The organism is Shewanella sp. SW32 (assembly GCF_025653365.1).
GTDB lineage: Bacteria > Pseudomonadota > Gammaproteobacteria > Enterobacterales > Shewanellaceae > Shewanella > Shewanella oncorhynchi.
Genome location: NZ_JAKKSJ010000005.1, coordinates 66,813 through 87,596, shown reverse-complemented (window position 1 = coordinate 87,596; position 20,784 = coordinate 66,813). Strand labels below are relative to the sequence as shown.

At 49.5% G+C, this 20,784-nt stretch carries 16 protein-coding genes, 1 tRNA gene and 1 pseudogene; 2 read left to right on the top strand and 16 right to left on the bottom strand.

The window, feature by feature from the left end:
* Positions 1–15: 15 nt before the first annotated feature.
* The 5 genes from L5M28_RS04125 to fdhD all read right to left on the bottom strand — a co-directional run bounded on the left by L5M28_RS04125 (position 16) and on the right by fdhD (position 3,703).
* Positions 16–240: a sulfurtransferase TusA family protein gene (locus L5M28_RS04125; RefSeq protein WP_263202581.1), complete on the bottom strand. Its 225-nt coding sequence runs from the start codon at positions 238–240 to the stop codon at positions 16–18.
* A gap of 20 nt (positions 241–260) precedes the next feature.
* On the bottom strand, positions 261–1,298 hold the full coding sequence (locus L5M28_RS04120) for a YeeE/YedE family protein (protein WP_131524603.1): 1,038 nt from the start codon (positions 1,296–1,298) through the stop codon (positions 261–263).
* A gap of 10 nt (positions 1,299–1,308) precedes the next feature.
* On the bottom strand, positions 1,309–1,542 hold the full coding sequence (yedF, locus tag L5M28_RS04115) for a sulfurtransferase-like selenium metabolism protein YedF (RefSeq protein ID WP_107946196.1): 234 nt from the start codon (positions 1,540–1,542) through the stop codon (positions 1,309–1,311).
* On the bottom strand, positions 1,542–2,756 hold the full coding sequence (gene yedE, locus L5M28_RS04110) for a selenium metabolism membrane protein YedE/FdhT (protein WP_131524601.1): 1,215 nt from the start codon (positions 2,754–2,756) through the stop codon (positions 1,542–1,544). The genes yedF and yedE overlap by 1 nt, the downstream gene beginning before the upstream one ends.
* A gap of 110 nt (positions 2,757–2,866) precedes the next feature.
* On the bottom strand, positions 2,867–3,703 hold the full coding sequence (gene fdhD, locus L5M28_RS04105; protein WP_131524599.1) for a formate dehydrogenase accessory sulfurtransferase FdhD: 837 nt from the start codon (positions 3,701–3,703) through the stop codon (positions 2,867–2,869).
* 141 nt (positions 3,704–3,844) lie between these two features.
* On the opposite strand from fdhD, the gene L5M28_RS04100 reads away from it, so the two are divergent.
* A tRNA-Sec gene (locus L5M28_RS04100) sits at positions 3,845–3,939 on the top strand.
* 69 nt (positions 3,940–4,008) lie between these two features.
* On the opposite strand, the pseudogene selB reads toward L5M28_RS04100, so the two are convergent.
* From selB to hutC, 9 genes and pseudogenes are all read right to left on the bottom strand, one after another.
* Positions 4,009–5,847, bottom strand: a pseudogene (gene selB, locus L5M28_RS24185) (selenocysteine-specific translation elongation factor); the annotation flags it as partial.
* Between the two features lie 5 nt (positions 5,848–5,852).
* The gene (gene selA, locus L5M28_RS04095) at positions 5,853–7,274 is read right to left on the bottom strand and encodes an L-seryl-tRNA(Sec) selenium transferase (protein WP_263202622.1); all 1,422 of its coding nucleotides are present in this window, start codon (positions 7,272–7,274) and stop codon (positions 5,853–5,855) included.
* Between the two features lie 96 nt (positions 7,275–7,370).
* Positions 7,371–8,276, bottom strand: coding sequence for a formate dehydrogenase accessory protein FdhE (gene fdhE, locus L5M28_RS04090; protein WP_263202579.1), 906 nt, complete (start codon positions 8,274–8,276; stop codon positions 7,371–7,373).
* Complete coding sequence (locus L5M28_RS04085) at positions 8,276–8,917, bottom strand: formate dehydrogenase subunit gamma (protein WP_011982054.1); 642 nt, start codon at positions 8,915–8,917, stop codon at positions 8,276–8,278. Before L5M28_RS04085 ends, fdhE begins: the two co-directional genes overlap by 1 nt.
* Complete coding sequence (gene fdxH, locus L5M28_RS04080) at positions 8,914–9,825, bottom strand: formate dehydrogenase subunit beta (protein WP_168826883.1); 912 nt, start codon at positions 9,823–9,825, stop codon at positions 8,914–8,916. Before fdxH ends, L5M28_RS04085 begins: the two co-directional genes overlap by 4 nt.
* Positions 9,826–9,827: 2 nt before the next feature.
* A complete protein-coding gene (gene fdnG, locus L5M28_RS04075) occupies positions 9,828–12,842 on the bottom strand; it encodes a formate dehydrogenase-N subunit alpha (protein WP_173496974.1) in 3,015 nt (1,004 codons plus the stop codon).
* Positions 12,843–13,517: 675 nt separating this feature from the next.
* Positions 13,518–15,059, bottom strand: coding sequence for a histidine ammonia-lyase (hutH, locus tag L5M28_RS04070; protein WP_263202578.1), 1,542 nt, complete (start codon positions 15,057–15,059; stop codon positions 13,518–13,520).
* A gap of 52 nt (positions 15,060–15,111) precedes the next feature.
* Entirely contained in the window at positions 15,112–16,779 is a 1,668-nt protein-coding gene (hutU, locus tag L5M28_RS04065; protein ID WP_263202576.1) for a urocanate hydratase, read from the bottom strand.
* 155 nt (positions 16,780–16,934) lie between these two features.
* Positions 16,935–17,642, bottom strand: a complete 708-nt coding sequence (gene hutC / locus L5M28_RS04060; protein ID WP_263202574.1) for a histidine utilization repressor — start codon at positions 17,640–17,642, stop codon at positions 16,935–16,937.
* Positions 17,643–17,815: 173 nt separating this feature from the next.
* Between hutC and hutI the strand changes: the two genes are divergently transcribed.
* Positions 17,816–19,042, top strand: a complete 1,227-nt coding sequence (gene hutI / locus L5M28_RS04055; RefSeq protein ID WP_105250940.1) for an imidazolonepropionase — start codon at positions 17,816–17,818, stop codon at positions 19,040–19,042.
* A gap of 112 nt (positions 19,043–19,154) precedes the next feature.
* Here hutI and L5M28_RS04050 read toward each other — a convergent pair whose 3' ends face one another.
* Both L5M28_RS04050 and L5M28_RS04045 read right to left on the bottom strand, forming a co-directional pair.
* Positions 19,155–19,907, bottom strand: a complete 753-nt coding sequence (locus tag L5M28_RS04050) for a siderophore-interacting protein (protein WP_263202573.1) — start codon at positions 19,905–19,907, stop codon at positions 19,155–19,157.
* Positions 19,900–20,457, bottom strand: coding sequence for a MarR family winged helix-turn-helix transcriptional regulator (locus tag L5M28_RS04045; RefSeq protein ID WP_263202571.1), 558 nt, complete (start codon positions 20,455–20,457; stop codon positions 19,900–19,902). Before L5M28_RS04045 ends, L5M28_RS04050 begins: the two co-directional genes overlap by 8 nt.
* Positions 20,458–20,784 lie beyond the last annotated feature (327 nt).

The following is a 20,784-nucleotide window of genomic DNA, read 5'->3' as shown; positions in this document are numbered from 1 at the left end:
TTAGTTGAGGACGAGTTAGCCTTTTTGAATCGTCATAGTCCAAGCAGCATCGCCCTTCTGGGCAAAGTGTGTCATCTCATGCCCAGCTTCAGCCGCCCAGCGGGGAATATTCTCAGTTGCTTGGCCACAATCGTAATCCAGTACCACTTTATCGCCAGACTCAAGACTCGCAATTAAGCGTTGTAACTCAATTAAAGGAAAAGGGCATAGCTTACCCGTTGTGTCGAGATACTGTTCCATATACAGCTCCTTTATAAACGTTAAATCTGCGCAAGACGCATTGGCCTCAGTAGCGCAAAATAGTTAAAGCACCAACTGCCAAATAAAATAGCAGGGATAAATAGCCAGCCTTGCCACGACAAGTAAGCCGTGCCAACGAGCGCATTACCAAGCATGCAACCTCCGGCAAGCCCGCTCCCCACGCCCATCAACAGGCCACCAACAAACCCAAATAACACTACTTTATGACCTGGGTAGCGCCAGCGCTGCTCAGCACTGCCTCGGGCAGCGATAAAGGCGCCTACAAATAATCCCAAGAGAAAATATCCAGGCCAACTAAAGAACTTAGTGTTACCTGTGGTGACAAGATCCCATAACTGCGCACTCGGGCCACTGATCCCAACACTGCCTACACGGCCACTTTCAAGACTTGCAGGCCATGCAAGTAGCGCCAGTAAACCAATCAGCAAAGCACTTACAAAGGGATGCCAGCGCGCTTCAAACAACCAATGAGCTAAACCCGTTTTACGGGGTGCCATCAGTGCAACCGGACGTTTGCGGCGTTTGAGATAACCCAATGCCAACCACAATGTGAGTAATACGAGGACAAGCACGATCACCCAAGGGGAAACGCCCAGAGTTTGATAGAGCGTTTGGTCCTCAAGTTGATGCTGTTTAAAAGGTTTAAGTAGACCTTTCAACTCATCGAGACGCACTAATTTACTGGCAGCAATAAAACCGAGAACGGCCATCACACTGGCAGCCAACCCTTCGGCAGCGCGGTAATAGGCGCCAGTGGAGCAGCTTCCCGCTGCTGCCATACCCACACCAAACAATACACCACCGACTAAGGTTGCCAACCAAGGGAAATGCCCTTCTGGCAATTTAACCCAACCCCATTCGTAAAACAGGAACAGCCCTAGACTTTGGATGCTGATGGCAATCAAAATAGCGATCACCATGGTAAAGTCCCGTTGCAGATAGGTATCGCGGATCCCGCCCGCCATACAAAATCTACCCCTTTGCATCACAAATCCCATGGCTAAGCCAATACCTAAGCCACTGAGAATAGTCAACATAGTCCTATCCTCAACGCTGGATCAGATAACGAATAGTCGGACCATTCTGCTCAATTTCCAGCACTTTATAACCATGATTTTTAGCATCGAGGGGAATGTTGTTAATAGACTGCGGGCAGTCACTAATCACCTCGAGAATTTCACCGGGCTTTAACTTTGGCATAGCCTCAAGGGTAGCCACTGCGGGATAAGGGCAAGGTTCACCCACCATATCGAGTTGATAATCTGGAATATATTGAGCCATTACGCCGCCTCCGCTAGCAATTGTTCATCACGCTTCGCCTTACGAGCAAAGAAACGTTTTTCCCACAGCAACATAGCGCCAAAGGAGAGCCCCAGCAGCACATAGGTCAGCAATAATCCGCCTTTATCGCCAAAGCTGGTCAGTAAATTAACTTTGTCCCAATTCGTTGCTAATGGCTGAGCGATATCATCCCAGTAATACGCCAGTAAGGTTGAACCCAACACGTTACCTAAGCCCACCCACCAGAAATGCACTTGGCCTTCGACTGCACGATACATCCAACCCGTTTCACAACCACCAGCCAGTACAATACCAAAACCAAACAGTAAGCCGCCGATCACCGCATTAGGGCCAGCCCACATGATCTTAGGCGGCACACCCAGTTGCACATAGCTGTAAATACCTATCGCACTGACCGCCATGCCTAAGATAATCGCCTTCGCCATGTGAGTACGACCAGTGATCCACATATCGCGGAACGCTGAGGTAAAGCAGATTTGCGCCCGTTCGATTAATAAACCAAAACCAACACCACAGAGCATAGCAATGCCGAGTTTTGGCGCATTGAACATAGTCAACAACCCCCAACCGACGATGCCTACAAACACCAACATACCGATGCGGAAACGACGTCTAGCTTGGTTTTCGTCCTGCTTGATTGAAGTCGGTTTATTTACCTTTTTCAGTTTTATCGGAATACGGAACATCGGCAGTAAGGTAAATCTTGCACCAAAGTAAGAACCTGCCGCCGTCGCCAAAGCAAAGAACCAAGCATGTAAAGAGAACTGCGGAATACCCGTGAAGAAGGCGGCAAGGTTACAACCCATAGCTAAACGGGCACCAAAGCCAGCAATAATGCCGCCGATCAGTGCCTGAGCAATACGGATACGGCTCTGTGGCATACGCAGTTTGACGTTATTGGCCCAAAGCGCAGCAGCAATACAACCGCCAAACATACCGATAATCATCATGCCGTCGATACGATCTAGAGGAGAGCCCTGCAGACCTATCACTTTGAAATAACCCCAAGTTTCTGGTTCTGCACCTAAAAACTGCAGTAAATGACCACCCCAACGAGTGAATTCCCCAGTAACGGCCCAGAAGGTTCCGGTCAAACCAAAATAGTAAGTAGAAAGGATACCTGCAGCGATAACCGCTGGCATAGGCGCCCAAAAACGGACTAAATATTCTTGTTTAAATTGTTGCCATGTCATGTCATTACCCTAATGAACGAGACTATAAAAAATAAGCGCAATGCGCTTATAACCTGTGTGCCAGAGTGATTGAAGTCGTTCGACAACTTCAATCTCAAGTGGCCTCACGCTTAAATGGCTTTAGCTAAGCAGACACACTGCAGCCCCAACAGGCGATAACCGTGGGTGTAAAGCGTTGCCCTGCCATTACGGCAAAAACCGATAAGCGTGATATTGCTTTTCTCTGCTAATTCCAACGCCAGTGAAGTCACGGCGGACATAGCAAACAGAATTTGGATATTGGCACTAGCGGCCTTTTGCACCATCTCAAAACTCGCGCGACTAGTGAGCAATACGGCCACAGGACGTTCCACATTGTGAGCGGAAAAGGCGCCAATTAGCTTGTCTAGTGCGATATGCCTGCCTATATCCTCATAGGCGGCGATGATCTGTCCTTGATGGTTAAGCCCCATGGCCGCATGAGTGGCACCCGTCAGCTTAAAATGTTGTTGATTATCTTGAATTTGCCCAAGTGCGACCTGTAAGTGTTCGATATCGAATCTGGCATCTGAGTCCACCCGCATCACAGGCTTGACGGCCTCTTCGAGCTGGGCGACGCCGCACAATCCACAACCTGTGCGTCCTGCCATATTCCGCCTTTGCAGCTTGAGTTCCATAAAGCATCGTTGGTTGATTTCCACTTGGATCAACACGCCTTCACTGGTGAACTCGAGCTCCACCCCTTTGATATCATTGATATGGGAAACGATACGTTCAGATAACGTAAAACCAATAGCGAAGGCTTCTAAATCTTGAGGGCTCGCCAACATCACGGTATGCGCTATGCCGTTATAGACCAGTGCGACCCGCACTTCATTAGCTAAGTAGTCAGTCAGCTCAGATGCGTGCCCATGTTCTAACAAGACTACGTTTCTTTCTGTCACCACTTCATGTGAATGATATTCCATAGCGCCCCTTTAAAACTATAAAACCAAATAAAAACAATTAGTTTGATGACAATTTAAGACTTGTATCACAAACCCATAAACTAAATAAGAATCGCCTTGAATCATCCTTACGCATTTTCTACTATCCCTAAGTCTTCTATTGGAAGAACGTCGTCTCCGGTGAGGCGTCCGGATTTCAAATCCGGGTAGGGCTGCCAGCAGTCCTGGGTAGGTTCGACTCCTATGTTCTTCCGCCAATTCTCATGGGAAAAAAACAACTCCGCATCCCGAACTTCTCGGCTATTACTTCGATACTTCCTACGGGTAAAACCACTTCTGTCAAAGAACTCAAGCAGTTGAATACTCACCTTACGCCCAAGCCCAACCATGTCTTTAAATTCTGCCGTTTCGAGCTTGCCGTGTTCTGCAATATGAGTACGCACTAAGCTGGCGTAGTAACAGATTTGCTCGCTGAGCAAATATCTGTCCTTCACCACAGCAGTAATAAACCCCTGCTGCACCAGCTGGAAACACAACAACCTTAATTTGGCAGGTTCTAGCGCAAGGTATTCGCCCATTTCGGTGACCCATACGGGGGCGGTTTGCTCGGCAAGCCAAGGCGCAAGCGCCTGCCAACAATGCTGAGCCTCAGCGTCTAGTACTATTTTGTGTTCAGCGAGCTGCAACAAGGCACCACGCAGCACCATGCGACCTTCTTGGCAAAGCGTGTCGAGCACTTTATTGGCTAATTCGGGCGGCAAAGCGCTATGGCTCATGCGCTGCAGGCGATTACGCCCAAGCCCAAGTTGGTCGGGATGCTGTTGATGGAACTCGCTAAGTAAAGTAATAAACTGTTGTTTTTCTTGCTCAAGCAAACTTGTCGCTATAGCAAATGCCCCAAAACGGACTAAACCCGCTTGGGCAAACAGCATTGCAAGCCCTTCGTCAGTTAATTGCCAACGCCACGCGATTTCATCAAGCTCTAGCGCCTGAGTTTGGCCGAGTAAAGCCACCACATGGGCAGGATTATCCAAGCGCGCTAATTGCTGTAATCTCGCGACTCGTTCAGGCGTACGTTTCTTACGATTAGGGACTTTCAGTGCCAACACTCGCCCCGCACCTAAAGTCTGTTTGCCCCCGATGTGTCGCAGGACAATTCGATCGTCTTGGCATAGGAGTAGCGGCTTTTCGAGTACCAACTCCGCCAGACAGAAGCCTTCTTCATCAGCTTCATTTAACAGGGAAACTCGACCTAAAGTATGATCGGCGCCATGGTGACAGTGGACATTTTGCCAATGCACCAATGACTCACTGCCTAAAAAATCGAAGGCTCGAATGTGCACAACAGGGCGACTACAGAGCTCTGCTTGAGGCAAACTGCTCAGCCAATCGCCACGCTCTGGCTCCCTATGGTTATCGACACCCGTTAAATTGAGTGCTACGCGTGTACCAGTGACAGCCCTTTGGGCTTCTTGTCCCTGACAATGTATGCCTCGCACTCTGAGTTTGGCCTTTTGCCCTGAGCTAAAAAGACTATCCCCCACACATACGCTGCCGCTGATCACTGTGCCCGTCACGACACAACCCGCACCTTTCACACTAAAGGCGCGATCGAGCGTCATCCTAAAGCTGCTGGCATCCTCCGCTCGCTTTGACTCTTGCTCACCTAAATCAAGAATATGCGCCTTCAGCGCAGCCACGCCATTGGATGCTAAGTCGGCGGTTCCATTCGCCGACACTTCAAAAACACCACTGGCCTCAATGCCATACTCGGCCAGCAAAGTGAGCCCATCGGCGACAAGCTGTGCCGCCTTGTCACTATCAACTAAATCCCGCTTAGTTAGCACTAAGGTCAAACTGTGCAAAGGTAAGAGCGCAAGAATTTGCAGATGCTCACGGGTTTGCGGCATTACGCCATCGTCACAGGCCATCACCAACAGGGCGTGTCGAGCATGACTCACACCCACCAGCATGTTGTTGATAAATTTTTCGTGGCCGGGCACATCAATAAAAGCAAAGCGCGAACCATCTCGAAGTGGCATAAACGCATAGCCAAGATCGATCGTCATACCACGGCGTTTTTCCTCCGGCAGACGATCGGTATTCATCCCAGTCAAAGCACGAATAAGCGTGCTCTTGCCATGATCGACATGACCCGCAGTCACAATGATCACAACTGCACACCTAAAGTGCTCAACTCGGCGAGGAGTTCGGCTTCACTATCAAGACCGCGCAGATCTAACCTGAGTTGGTCCTGACTCATGCGGCCTATGATAGGCCGTGCCGCCTGCTTAAATTGTTGTTCTAACAAACTTAAACTACCGCCATTGAGTGCGGTAAAACACAACGCCACTGAAGGTAAAAAAGTATCGGGCTGCGAGCCACTGCCGACCTGTGTTTGGCACTCGACTAACTCAATGCGATAACAAGGTTCAAAGTGTGGAACCAAAGCTTGCTGTAAGCGACGACCAATCTGCCATAACGTCTCTTGGCTACGGGCAAATTTCGCCATAATAGGCAGCTCAATGTCTAAGGTTTCAGGGTTAAGATAGTGGATCAATGTCGCTTCTAACGCCGCCAAAATCAGCTTATCGCAACGCAGGGCGCGCTTTAGTGGATGACTCTGTAACTGCTTAATCAGCGACTGTTTGCCAACGATTAAACCAGACTGAGGGCCACCCAATAGTTTGTCACCGGAAAAACTGACTAGATCAACCCCATCGGCTAACATGGCTTGGGGTGTAGGTTCTTGCTTTAGACCAAAGCGGCGCAGATCCGTCAGTGAACCGCTGCCAAGATCTGAAATGAGTGATATGCCACGCTCACGGCATAACTGACCCAGCCTTGCCTCCTCCACTGCGGCAGTAAAACCACTAATATGATAATTACTGGTGTGGACCTTCATTATCGCAGCGGTATTTTCAGTAATGGCCTGCTCATAATCCTTAAGGTGAGTCCGATTGGTGCTGCCGACCTCGACTAAGGTGCAGCCCGCTTGGCGCATAATGTCAGGGATGCGAAACGCGCCGCCAATTTCCACCAACTCACCACGGGAGACGATGACTTCTTTCCCCGCCGCCACCGCTGACAGCATCAACAACACAGCTGCGGCATTGTTATTCACAACACAACAAGCCTCGGCACCCGTTAAGCGCTGGATCAAAGCACTGATCGCATTATCTCTGTGACCACGTTCACCTGCCGCAAGCTCAAACTCCAGCGGTGTGGGATAGCGCATAACAGAAGTCACGGCTCGAATTGCCGCTTCTGACTGTTGCGCTCGGCCAAGGTTGGTATGCAATATGGTGCCAGTGAGATTCCACACGGGTTTTAAGCTGTGGCTGTAATCGTTAGACAGTTGATCAACCAAACATCTGTGCAATTGCGCAAGCTCGCCACACCATGTCGGCAAACAGTGCTCACGGCCGATTAAGCTGCGCGCCGCCTTTAACTGGGTATCCAGTGCGGCCTTTACTGCCGCTTTGCCGTAGGACTGCTGCAATACCACAAAACTAGGCTCTGCAAGTAGGCTATCCATTGAAGGCAAAGCTCGGTACAGAACTTGTAGTGTTTCAGGTGCTTGGGTCATCATCTGTGTCATTTTGTTTATATTATTGCCATTGGTTTATAAAAAGCAGGAAGGGATCAGCAACCCGACTCCCTCCCGCATTTGTTTAAGCTATGTGGCTTACGTGGTTTCGTGGGCCAGTAGCAGTGGGTTCAGTGTTGTTGCACCAAAGCCCTTAGCATTTAGCTCACTGTCTAACATCAAGGTTGCGAGATCGTCTACCGCCACATCCATAGACGGCGAGTTTTCGACGAACATCATCTTGGTATAGCCATGACATTCATCGCAGCTTTCGATCCGCACTTGAGCCTTGGCATCATCTAGCGACCAAATCGTCATCTCTTTGTCCTGACCGCAACTGGTGCAATGGGCACGAATGTAATGCCATTCGCTCTCGCACAGACTGCAATGCAGGTAGCGCAAACCAGCTCGGGGCTGATCGACAATCACACTCGCCACCGGATGACATCCACAAACGGGACACATACTCTGCTGCGCCACCTTGCACGGATCCATCCGCTTGATGACCATAGGTGCCCAATGCGACCAATAAACGCCCATCGCCGCCCAGATGAATAAGCTAAAACGGGCAGGCACTTCACTGACATGCCCTTGGCGTAATGAACGCCCCCACGAACTCAGTTGCTCGGGTGATTGCTGCATCAACAAACGCACTACCCGAGCTATGGATTCATCCACCTGCGGCAACAAATCACTTAACAGTTGCTGTAGCAGTCCTTGCCAATAGCTATCGGCCTCTGAGCCCAACAGGGAAAGCGGAGTCGCCTCATCTTCCCCCCAAGCGAGAAGCTTACCGAAGTCAGCCTCCTGCGCTAACCTGGCCTGTATAGAGACCAAACGGCGACATAGCTCAAAGTAATCAGCCAGCGGCGAGTCCTTGGCCAATGACAGCAAACGCTGCGCCCTTCGGTGATACACAGCTTGGGGATCTGCCGCTTTTAACGGTTTAAGTTCCAGCGGCGATTCGCTGCCTTGGGCCAGAGGTATCTCGGCTGTATGACTCATTAATGTTTCTCCACGTCCGAATGTTCATCCAACATCACAGGGTGATGTTTGCGGCACCAAGCCTTAGAGACTTTGCCGTAAAGCATGCCTGTAACCGACCCTTCCACCCATGTCGCCATCCAAAAATGTACCATCACAAAAATCAACATGATGAGCGCACAAATGGCGTGCAATAGAATGGCCCAACCCACCACAGTGGCTGAGAAATAGGGCGCAAAGTAAGGTTGCCACATGATGATTCCCGTCACCGTTAAAGTGATAGATGTCAGCACGAAGGCGCGAAACAATACCTTTTGCCCTGGGTTGTAATGGCCGATAGGCGGGATTTTCTCCTCGTTCTCGAACATCACATCCTTAATGGCGAGCATCCAAGCGAGGTCGTGCTTTTCCCATTTGTTGTGTTTGTAGTAACGCACCAACATCAACATCAGAGGTAAGCACATCATCAAGCCCGCAATGGGATGAATAAACTTCGCCAATTGCGGTGTGCCCGCTATCGCCCCAAGCCATTGAAACGACGGATAGAAGAAGGAAAAGCCAGTGAGAAATGTCACTAGGCCAACCGCCACAATGAACCAATGACAGATGCGATCGAACAGCTTGTGACGCACTATCATTTCTTGCTTATCATGCTTGCTCATTTGTCGGCCCCCTCTTCCTGCTTAGCCTCTTCCTCTGGCGGTTGATAACCCGGTTGGTCTTCTTCGACTATATTGCGACCGACGGTGATCTTATGCAGACAAGCGACGGCGGCAGTGGCAAGAATGCCCATAGTGCCTAAAGGTTTGACCCAGTCCTGCCACAGAGTGAGTGACAGTGGGATCTGCGGGTTATCGGGCATGTTGTAGCTTTCTGGCTGATTGATATCGTGCAATATCATCATCATACCCGTGCCACCTACACCCTCAGGGTTATAAAGTCCTGCCTTAGCAAAGCCCTTTTCCTTCAGTTCTTCGACCCGTTTTTGCGAGTAGAACAACATGTCCTCACGGGTGCCAAAACGCAGCGCCCCTGTGGTACAGGACTTAACGCAGGAAGGTTCCAATCCCACAGCCAAACGGTCAGAGCACATAGTGCACTTGTAGGCCTTGTTATCCTTAGGATCGATTTTGGGCACATCAAAGGGACAAGCACTGGCGCAATAACCGCAGCCGATACATTTGTCCGAATCGAAGTCCACCACACCATTGGCGTGCTGGATAATCGCGCCCGAGGTCGAACAGGCCGTTAAACAGGCAGGGTCAGCACAGTGCATACAGGCCGAGTGGGTAAATTGCCAACGCAGCTTGTTGCTTTCCATCACCTCATGGAACTCCATCAGGGTCCAACATTGGCCCGATAGCGACATAGGGTTTTGGTAACTGCCTTGGAAGGTGCCCACCTCTTCCCGTAAATCATTCCACTCAGAACACGCCACTTGGCAGGCTTTACAGCCATTACACTTAGTGGCGTCGAACAGCTTGGCGACCTTTTCTGACGAATTACGCCCCTTTGCCGCAGGCGTCACCGCTGAAGTACCGGAGCGGCGGATAATGTCTTGTGATGCCATAATCAGATCCCCTCCGCTTTAGTGATGTTAACCAAAAATGCTTTGAACTCAGGCACCTGTGTATTTGCATCCCCCACTTCCGTGGTAAGTACGTTACAGGAGTAACTCTTACGAGTGAGTGCATTATGGCTGCCGTGACGGGGTAACCCGACGGTATGGACTAACTGGCCATTTACCTTTAACGGCTGTAGCCGTTTAGTCACTAAGGCTTTGGTTTCAATGCTGCCACGTTTAGAGCTGACAGTGACCCAATCCCCATTGGCGATACCTTTTTCTGCCGCTAACATTTCATCGATTTCGACGAAGGTTTCAGGCATAGAAATAGCAGCTAAACGAGCATGCGTAGACCAGAAGTTAAAGTGTTCAGTTACACAGTAAGTAGTTGCCACATAAGGGAAGTCCTTATGGGAACCTAAGGTTTCCTTCACACCCGGTAACATACGTACCGCAGGGTTACTGGTGACCTTGTGTAACGGGTTCAACCCAATAGGCGACTCCATCGGCTCGTAGTGCTCAGGGAACGGACCTTCGGCCAATAATTTAAGGGCGAAGAAACGACCCACACCTTCGGGTTGCATGATGAAGGGGCCAGCGGATTCCTGTGGTGTTAACTTCATATTGAAGTCGCCCACATCGATACCGTGCCACTTACCGTCAACCCACTCAACGATAGTGCGTTTTGGATCCCAAGGTTTGCCGTTGATATCGCAAGAAGCGCGGTTATACAGCACACGACGGTTTGCTGGCCAAGCAAATGCCCAACCCGGAGTAACACCTTTACCGGAAGGATCATGGTTGTCACGGCGAGCCATCAAGTTGCCTTCTTCGGTCCAAGAACCCGCATAAATCCAACAGGCGCTGGCGGTACTACCATCCGCTTTCAGTTCAGCAAAACTACTGAGCTGACGTTGAGTCACGAGATCCTTACCGTTAAGCTCGCGAGCGATTTCTTCAGCGTGCGGTGAGTGAGGATTGTGGTAATTCCAGCTCATCGCGTGCACTGGTTCAGGCAGCTTACCGCCCTCTTGTTTGTACAGTTCACGCATTGCCATTAAGACGCCGGAGAGAATCTCAGCATCTGGCTTGGCTTCACCCGGCGGGTTAGCTCCCTTCCAATGCCACTGCATCCAACGGCCAGAGTTGACGATGGAACCTTCTTCCTCGGCAAAACATGTCGTAGGTAAACGGAACACTTCCGTCATGATTTCAGCGGGATTGACTTCATTGAAGCCATCGGCATTTTGCCAGAAGGTTGCGGTTTCCGTTGCCAAGGCATCTAACACCACCATGTATTTAAGATTACTCAAGGCTTTGAGTACCTTATTACGGTTTGGCATAGAGTTAATGGCGTTAACACCTTGGATAATGTAGCCATTCACTTCGCCGTGGAAAGCCATATCTAAGTGTTTAGTAAAGTCGTACTGCTTGTCCCATTTCGGCAACCAGTCATAACCAAAGTCATTTTCAACCGTGGCGTTATCGCCCCAAAAGCTCTTCATTTGTGAAACAAAGAATTTAGGGTAATTTTGCCAATAGTTGGTTTGACCCGGACGCAGAGCGACAGGTGTATAGTTGTGGAGATAGGTTTTAAGATTAATGTCTTTTTCGTTCGGCAACTTGAGGTAACCGGGCAAGCTTTGACACAATAAACCCATATCGGTCGCGCCTTGCACGTTCGAGTGTCCGCGCAGAGCGTTAACACCACCGCCCAACACCCCAATGTTACCCAGCAGCAACTGCACCATGGCCATAGAGCGAATGTTCTGCGCCCCTTTACTGTGGTGAGTCCAACCTAAGGCATACATAAAGGTCGCGGCTCTATCGTGGGTATGAGTGCTACCAATTTGTTGGCAAACGATCTCATAGTCCGCAATCGGCGTACCGGTAATATTGCTTACTGTTTCAAAGTCATAGCGTTCTACATGTTGCTTCATTAAGTTCCACACACAGCGTGGATGTTCGAAGCTAGGATCGATTTTCGCGTAACCCTGTTCGTCTAACTCGTAATACCAAGACTCTTTATTGTAGCTATCTGTTTCTTCATCGAAACCACTGAACAGACCTTCACTAAAAGAGAAGTCTTCGCGCACTATGTAACTGGCATTGGTATAAGCCTTCACATAGTCGTAGTTCACTTGTTTGGTTTCAATAAGATAGCGGATCACCCCGAGCAGGAAGGCGATATCTGTGCCCGAGCGGATCGGCGCATAGTAATCGGCTACAGCGGCGCTACGGGTGAAGCGAGGATCGACCACCAAAAGTTTAGCGTTGTTATGTTGCATAGCTTCTGTAACCCAGCCGAATCCGACAGGGTGAGCCTCTGCAGCATTACCGCCCATAATAATGATCAAATTAGAGTTTTTAATATCGATCCAGTGGTTGGTCATGGCACCACGTCCAAATGTCGGAGCAAGACTTGCTACCGTTGGAGAGTGTCAGTTACGCGCAATAGTATCGATTGCAACTAGGCCCAGTGCCCGTGCAAATTTCTGGGTGATATAGCCACCTTCATTCGGCATCGCCGACGAGGTCATCATCCCAGTGCTAAGCCAACGGTTAACCGTCATCCCAGCAGAATTCTTTTCAATCAAGTTAGCATCACGGTCATTCTTCATCAGACGGGCGATGCGTTGGTAAGCTTCAGTCCAGCTGATACGAGTCCATTCATTACTGCCTGGCGCACGGTACTCAGGATATTTAAGACGATTAGGGCTGTTCACATAATCCACTAGACCAGCACCCTTAGGACACAAGGCCCCGCGGTTGACTGGATGGTCTGCATCCCCTTCGATATGGAAAATACTTTGTTCGGCGTTTTTGCCGTTACTTCCTTTGCTGTACATCAGCAATCCGCAACCCACTGAGCAATAGCAGCAGTTATTGCGGGTTTCTTTCGCGCTAATGAGTTTGAATTCTCGAACGGCCGCATAGGCCTTTTCGGACATCAATCCCAACGCTGAAATTGCTGAGGTGGCAGCTCCGGCAGCACACAGTCTAAAAAACTGGCGTCTGTTCATTGCGTCCTCTCACACTCTTGTCGTTATGAGTCTAGTGGTTGCTGTGGTAAAAATGGCAACCGATTGAGTGAGTCCTACTAAAGACCACACTTAATTTAAGATTATCCCCAAAGAAGAAATAGATAACAAATAATGACATGAGATCAAGATCTCAAATAAACAACCACAGAACTTAACTCCAAAAAAAATCAATAACAAAGCATTAAAGACCATTTATAAATGATAAAAGCACAACAATAGGAATTAAAAACCAATAATCCACAAAAGACAATTTGTCCAATATGACAACCCCATATTGTCCCACATCATAGGGTTGTGGTTATTAAAAATGATTACATGCATTCAAATATGCATAATGATGGCGGATAAAAACACAAAGGTAACGGTTTCTAGAGGGATAGATAGCCACAAAAACTGACAATGTAAAGATTAGGGTAAAAAGTGCAGAGTCTGCGGTGTTAAACACACCAAAATGGCAAAGACAAAGATCGAGGAAAAGCAGGAAAAAAACAAAGAAAAAGGCACAAGCAATCTGCCTGCACCTTAAATTTTGCCTTTTAACGCTTATTTTTAGCACATTGAGGTGCAAAATCTGGACGCGATAACAAAAGCGCCTCAGTGCAGCCTATTCCCGCGGAGTAAACACCTGTTCAGCCATTAAACTAAAACAAACGCCTAAAAGCTGGCTAGCGTTCCTGCTGGCAGATAAGTGTTAAAGCTCGCTGTATACAACAAATCGGTCGCGGCTTCGATATCTGGCGCGAAGTATCTGTCTTTATCGTAATAAGCGACGACTTCACGCAATTCGGCTTTGGCCTTAGCCACTGCGGCACTTGGCGTTAGCGGTGCGCGGAAATCTAACCCCTGCGCCGCTGCTAGCAATTCAATTGCTAACACGCCACGGGTGTTTTCGCTCATATCGCGCAAGCGGCGGGCCGCAAAGGTCGCCATAGAAACATGGTCTTCTTGGTTAGCCGAGGTTGGCAAGCTGTCAACTGATGCCGGATGAGCGTAGGTTTTGTTCTCGGACGCTAATGCCGCCGCTGTTACCTGCGCGATCATAAAGCCTGAGTTCACGCCGCCATTTTTCACTAGGAAAGGCGGCAGTTTCGACAGGCTAGAATCGATTAACAGTGCGATACGACGCTCGGCAATAGAACCCAGCTCGGCAATCGCAATCGCCAGATTATCCGCTGCCATAGCCACAGGTTCAGCGTGGAAGTTACCGCCTGAAATGATATCGCCCGTGTCTTGGAACACCAGTGGATTATCGGTTACGCCGTTGGCTTCAGTGCCTAACACATCGGCCGCATGGCGAATTTGCGTTAAACAAGCACCCAACACCTGTGGCTGACAGCGCAGTGAGTAAGGATCTTGCACCTTTTCACAGTTAACATGACTTAAGCTTATCTCAGACTCTTCACCCAGTAGATGACGGAAGACCATGGCCGAATCGATTTGACCTTTCTGACCACGCGCCGCATGGATGCGAGGATCAAACGGGCTACGGCTGCCCATAGCCGCTTCGACGCTCATGGCACCGATCACAGAACTTGCTGCGAACAAGTCTTCGGCGTGGAATAACCCTTCCAGCGCCAGCGCTGTCGACGCTTGAGTGCCGTTCAGCAAAGCGAGTCCTTCTTTGGCCGCTAAATCGATTGGCTTGAGGCCGGCGATTTCTAAACCTTCAGCGGCAGAAATTAACTCACCTCGATAACTCATTTCCCCTTCACCCAGCATAGGCAAACACATGTGAGCCAGTGGCGCTAAGTCACCCGAGGCGCCAACAGAGCCTTTTTCTGGCACGCAGGGATAGACTTCGGCGTTCACTAAACTGATTAAGAAGTTAATCACTTCTAAACGAATGCCTGAAAAACCACGGCTTAACGAGTTGATTTTTAACACCATCATCAAGCGCACTGTGGCATCTTGCATGTATTGCCCCGTGCCAGCGGCATGTGACAACACGATAGAACGTTGCAGCAATTGCAGATCTTCGGGCGCTATCTTGGTATTGGCCAACAAGCCAAAACCCGTGTTGATGCCGTAAACGGTGCGACCTTCATCCAACACTTTTTGCACGATTTGCGCGCTGGTGTTGATATCAGTAATCGCCTCTAGTGCGAGTTCCAGTGTCAACTTATGACGGCTGATTTCGCGCAATTGCGCTAGGCTCAAGCTGCCCGGCGTTAACACTAAGTGATTCACAGATTTCATATTTTTAGCTCCAAGCTTTTAGTTATTATTGTTATTAAGTCGTTAGCATCGGCTAGTCTTGCATAGGTAAATCGAGGCCCTGCTCCTTGGCGCAGTTTTTCGCAATCTCGTAGCCCGCATCGGCATGACGCATCACGCCTGTCGCTGGATCGTTCCACAACACGCGGCCAACCCGTTTTGCCGCCGCATCAGTGCCATCACACACAATGACCACACCCGAATGCTGGCTAAAGCCCATACCGACGCCGCCGCCATGGTGCAGCGACACCCAAGTTGCGCCGCTAGCGGTGTTGAGTAGTGCGTTCAGTAATGGCCAATCGGATACTGCGTCTGAGCCGTCCAGCATAGATTCGGTTTCGCGGTTCGGGCTGGCAACAGAGCCAGAATCTAAGTGATCGCGGCCAATCACCACAGGCGCCGACAACTCACCATTTTTGACCATTTCGTTAAAGGCTAACGCTAAACGGGCACGATCTTTTAAGCCAACCCAGCAAATACGCGCTGGCAGACCTTGGAAGGCGATACGCTCGCGCGCCATGTCTAACCAATTGTGCAGGTGTGGGTTATCTGGGATCAGTTCTTTGACTTTAGCGTCGGTTTTGTAGATATCTTCGGGATCGCCAGATAACGCCACCCAGCGGAACGGGCCAATGCCTTCACAGAACAGTGGGCGAATATAAGCAGGTACAAAACCAGGGAAATCAAAGGCATTTTCAACGCCCATTTCAAACGCCATTTGGCGAATGTTGTTACCGTAATCGAGCGTGGCTGCACCCGCGGTTTGCAGGTCGAGCATGGCTTGTACTTGCACTGCCATCGAGGCTTTCGCCGCTTTCACTACGCCCGCTTCATCAGTTTTACGCATGGCCGCAGCCTCAGCCATAGTCCAGCCCTGCGGCAGATAACCGTTTAATGGATCGTGTGCCGAGGTCTGGTCGGTCACCACATCAGGAGTAACGCCGCGTTTAACTAATTCAGCAAACACATCGGCGGCATTCGCTAATAAGCCCACTGATACTGGCTTACCAGCTTGGTTCGCTTCTTCAATCATGGCTAATGCTTCATCGAGCGAAGTGGCTTTTTTGTCAACATAGCGAGTACGCAGGCGGAAATCGATGCGAGTCTCGTCGACTTCACAGGCTAACACTGAGAAGCCTGCCATAGTGCCCGCCAGCGTTTGTGCGCCGCCCATACCACCTAGCCCGCCAGTGAGGATCCATTTGCCTTTGGAGACACCCTCAAAGTGCTGTTTTGCGACCGACACAAAGGTCTCGTAGGTGCCTTGGACTATGCCTTGAGTGCCGATATAGATCCAAGAACCCGCCGTCATCTGGCCGTACATAGCCAAACCTAGCTTATCTAACTCGTTGAAATGTTCCCAGTTCGCCCAATGTGGCACTAGGTTTGAGTTAGCAATCAGTACGCGCGGTGCATCCGCATGGGTGCGAAATACGCCCACAGGTTTGCCCGATTGCACTAATAAAGTTTCGTCGTCTTCGAGGCGTTGTAAGACTTCGATGATTTTGTCGTAGCAGTCCCAATCGCGGGCGGCGCGGCCAATACCACCATAGACAACTAAGTCTTCTGGGCGCTCGGCGACATCGGGATGTAAGTTGTTCATTAACATGCGCATTGGCGCTTCTGTGAGCCAACTCTTACAGCTTAATTGCGTGCCATGCGGTGCAATAATACGGCGGCTTGGGTCGTGGCGCTTATCCATTGAATTTTCCTCTTTCAACCTGTGGTGCTAACTCGTATTCGCTAAGTCGCTAATACGGGTTAGCACTATTGTTTTTATTGTGTTTTTATCTTTTAACTTATAAGGGTACAGCTATCAAAGTTACTGATTTACATCTGTTAATCACGCCACTGGCGTTACTTGCTAAAGGTTAAGTGGCCGCCGAGTTTAAAGCGGCTACCTGGATGAACTAATTTTGCGAAACTCACGACGCCTTGGCGTGACCAAGTGCGGCGTAAAATCTGTAGACAGGGCTCAGTGGCGGGGATTTCGAGCCTTTGCTGTAATTCTTCACTGGCGATAATCGCTTCAATCGTGTGATGCGCCTCGGTCAGCGGTGCCACTTGGGACAAATATTCGTGGGGTGTCTGCTGGGTAAAATCCTGCAATAAATAATCGGGCACCAACTCGGGATTCACATAACGCTCTTCGACTTGCAACGGTAAGCCCTGCTCGCAATGCACTAAGATCGAATGGAATACTGTCGCACCGTGCTCAAGTCCAAGGGAAATTGCGATACTCGTACTCGCCGCGACTTGCTCTAACGCCCATTGCTGTACGCTATAGCCGTGGCCGCGGTCTTTTATCTCATCGGCAATATTGCGGATCGCCAACATAGACGACTGGGATTTACACCCTGCGACGAAGGTGCCTAGCCCTTGAGAACGCTCAAGCACACCGCTATCCGTCAGCTCGGTTAGCGCACGTCGCGCCGTCATTCGGCTGCAGGTAAACAAATCGGCAAGCTGATTCTCAGAAGGCACGCGAGCATGCTCTTCCCACTCACCCGACTCGATAGAGGAGATAATGTATTGCTTAATTTCTGCAAACTTAGGTGTAGCCAAAACATTTCCTCAATATAAAGCGCTAGAATCTAGGTGCTATTCACTCTTTCAAACGTTCAAAATTGCGGCTACAATCCTAGCTTGTATATACAAGTAAATACAAGCCAGCTCACATAAATTTAATAAACCGTTAATCACTTGGTTAACATCTGCCAGCACAGCAAGGGGAATACATGTCTTGGGATCAGGTTTGGATAGACGTTAACTTAGCCACAATGGACCCTTCCGTATCAGCACCTTATGGTGCGATCACCAACGCGGCCATCGCAGTAAAAGATGGCAAAATTGCTTGGCTTGGCCCCCGCAGCGAACTGCCCGCCTTCGATGTTTTGTCAATTCCCGTTTACAGGGGCAAAGGCGGTTGGATCACCCCAGGATTAATTGACGCCCACACCCACTTAATCTTTGCCGGTAATCGCGCCAATGAATTTGAGTTACGCCTACAGGGCGCCAGTTACGAAGAAATTGCTCGTGCAGGTGGCGGCATTATTTCGACCGTTAAAGCTTGCCGCGAAGCGGATGAAGCAGAATTATTTGAACTCGGCCGTCAGCGTTTAAACGCGCTGGCCAAAGAAGGAGTGACTACGGTTGAGATCAAATCGGGTTACGGCTTAGATACTGAAACTGAATTGAAAATCCTGCGTGTCGCCCGCGAGCTCGGCAAGCATCACCACGTAGATGTGAAGACCACATTCCTTGGCGCCCATGCAATTCCGCCAGAATATAAAGACAATAGCGACGGCTATGTCGACTTAATTATCAATAAGATGCTACCCGCGGTGATCGCCGAAAATCTTGCCGATGCAGTGGATGTGTTCTGCGAGAATATCGCCTTTAACCTTGAGCAAACCGAACGGGTACTCAGCGCAGCCAAAGCCGCGGGCTTAGAGATTAAACTCCACGCCGAGCAGCTAACCAATATGGGCGGCAGCGCACTGGCCGCACGTCTTGGCGCTAAGTCAGTGGATCATATTGAATACTTAGATGAAGCAGGCGTTAAAGCCTTAAGTGAAAGTGGCACCTGCGCCGTACTGCTGCCAGGCGCGTTTTACTTTTTGCGGGAAACCCAAAAACCACCTATCGATTTACTGCGTCAATACGGCGTACCTATGGTGCTCGCCAGCGATTTCAACCCAGGTTCATCCCCCATTTGCTCAACCCTGTTGATGCTGAATATGGGCTGCACCTTGTTCCGCTTAACGCCAGAAGAAGCCCTAACTGGACTCACCTTAAATGCCGCCAAAGCACTAGGAATTGAAGACACCGTTGGCAGCTTAGTGGTTGGCAAACAAGCCGATTTTTGTCTGTGGGATATCGCCACGCCTGCGCAGCTGGCCTACAGCTACGGCGTCAATCCCTGCAAAGATGTGGTGAAGAATGGCAAGCTAGTTCACCAGTAGCATAGATCCATCAATAATAGGTGCATCAATAATAGGTGCATCAGCAGCAAAAACGGCATAAGCGAAACGTTAGATAAGGTCGCTAAATCAAACTTGGCGACCTTATCTGAATTTAAACACTGGCCCCATTTTCTAACTGTTCATCTTCTTGTTTTACCAGCTTATGCTCACCTTCGTTACAACCGATTTTCCAATAGCTCGAGGTATAAAAATGGCTCTTAGGCAATGAATGCGCTTGCTTAAAATGCCTTCTTAACGCGCGCATGCTATTAAATTCACAGGCAATCCATACGGCTGGCTCGCCAGCAAGCCAAGGTAATTGGGCTATTCGCTCGACCAAAGGACGGCCTTCGGGATCGGCTTCAGGATTGATCACCCAATGCAGCTCGACGTGTTCAGGATGCACTAAAGGTTGAATATCTGCTTCACTTAGCACTTCAATCACAGCGTAACCCACTGCATTGTTTGGCAATTTTTCCAGATTCACGCTAATGGCGGGTAAGGCTGTCATATCACCTGCGAGTAAAAACCAATCCGCCTCAAAGTTGATCAGTTTTTTAAGTCCGGGTCCGCCAATTTGAATGAGTTCGCCCACCTGCGCCGTTTTCGCCCAACTCGATGCGGGGCCGTTGGTATCGTGCAGCACAAAATCCACATCGATTTCATCATCGCGTTGCTGACGGATAGTGTAAGTTCGCATTAATGGACGCTCACCCGCTTGTGGGAATAACAACTTGATATAGGCGCTCTCTTGATCGGCAGGAAATCCAGCCAATCCCGCACCGCCTAAGGTGATGCGTAACATATGCGGAGTGATATAAGTCGCGCGGATCACTTCTAGCTCACGTGGTGCAGGTTTATTCATTATGATTTTCTCCTATGGCGTGTTCTGCCGTTAAGCGCAACTCAATGGCTCCGTTTCCAGCCGTATCTTTTGGCTTACTAGATGGTCTTTTTTGAGTAAGGCAATCAGTTTCACTTTTGGCAGCGGCATCATCCACACTTTTACTTATCCTATTGGCAAGTTTAATAAAAGTATCGACTTCGTCTGAACTGAGCGCCTGCGTCATGCGCGCTACGGTTTTACGTTCTGAGGCATTGATCTGAGTCATGATCTTTTCCCCCTCAGCCGTGGGTCGCAGTAACTGGCTGCGGCCATCCTTAGGGTTATCGATTTTAGTGATCAACCCGCTCTGCTGTAGCTCATTAAGAACACGGGTAATTTGTGCTTTATCCCGCTGCATACGCAGGGCGATAGACTGGGCTGTCGATTCAGGATTGCGACACACGCCCTTCAAGGCTCGGATATGAGTGACAGGTAAATCAATCTCTTGTGCAGCAATATCGCTACGCAATTGCTTTTTGTAGGCATGCACTAATCTGTGTAAAGTTTCACTGAGTGACAATGACGACATAGAAGGCTCTCGATATAGTTGACTGTATCAACAATATCGAGATTAGTTGATTGTGTCAACTAAGCAACCCTGTACTGAATGTGCGGCAATGTGCAAATAATCAGAAAATGATTAAGCACTGGCTTTCCAGTGACGCGCCATAAACTCATCCTTGAGGGCTCGACCGTGACATCCCTGTCACGAACGGTCCCTTACATGCCAGTGCTTAATCTCATCAACTCCCGCGCATATTAACGATCTAATTTAACCATTAGCCTTATGCAATTTGCGTTTCAAGAAACTGCGCCACCATCACAAACTCGTTATGTTGATAATGTGGCGTCATTA

Coding starts and splice junctions, on each gene's coding strand:
- L5M28_RS04125 (WP_263202581.1), bottom strand. CDS start 240: ATGGAACAGTATCTCGACACAACGGGTAAGCTATGCCCTTTTCCTTTA.
- L5M28_RS04120 (WP_131524603.1), bottom strand. CDS start 1,298: ATGTTGACTATTCTCAGTGGCTTAGGTATTGGCTTAGCCATGGGATTT.
- yedF (WP_107946196.1), bottom strand. CDS start 1,542: ATGGCTCAATATATTCCAGATTATCAACTCGATATGGTGGGTGAACCT.
- yedE (WP_131524601.1), bottom strand. CDS start 2,756: ATGACATGGCAACAATTTAAACAAGAATATTTAGTCCGTTTTTGGGCG.
- fdhD (WP_131524599.1), bottom strand. CDS start 3,703: ATGGAATATCATTCACATGAAGTGGTGACAGAAAGAAACGTAGTCTTG.
- selA (WP_263202622.1), bottom strand. CDS start 7,274: ATGATGACCCAAGCACCTGAAACACTACAAGTTCTGTACCGAGCTTTG.
- fdhE (WP_263202579.1), bottom strand. CDS start 8,276: ATGAGTCATACAGCCGAGATACCTCTGGCCCAAGGCAGCGAATCGCCG.
- L5M28_RS04085 (WP_011982054.1), bottom strand. CDS start 8,917: ATGAGCAAGCATGATAAGCAAGAAATGATAGTGCGTCACAAGCTGTTC.
- fdxH (WP_168826883.1), bottom strand. CDS start 9,825: ATGGCATCACAAGACATTATCCGCCGCTCCGGTACTTCAGCGGTGACG.
- hutH (WP_263202578.1), bottom strand. CDS start 15,059: ATGAAATCTGTGAATCACTTAGTGTTAACGCCGGGCAGCTTGAGCCTA.
- hutU (WP_263202576.1), bottom strand. CDS start 16,779: ATGGATAAGCGCCACGACCCAAGCCGCCGTATTATTGCACCGCATGGC.
- hutI (WP_105250940.1), top strand. CDS start 17,816: ATGTCTTGGGATCAGGTTTGGATAGACGTTAACTTAGCCACAATGGAC.
- L5M28_RS04050 (WP_263202573.1), bottom strand. CDS start 19,907: ATGAATAAACCTGCACCACGTGAGCTAGAAGTGATCCGCGCGACTTAT.
- L5M28_RS04045 (WP_263202571.1), bottom strand. CDS start 20,457: ATGTCGTCATTGTCACTCAGTGAAACTTTACACAGATTAGTGCATGCC.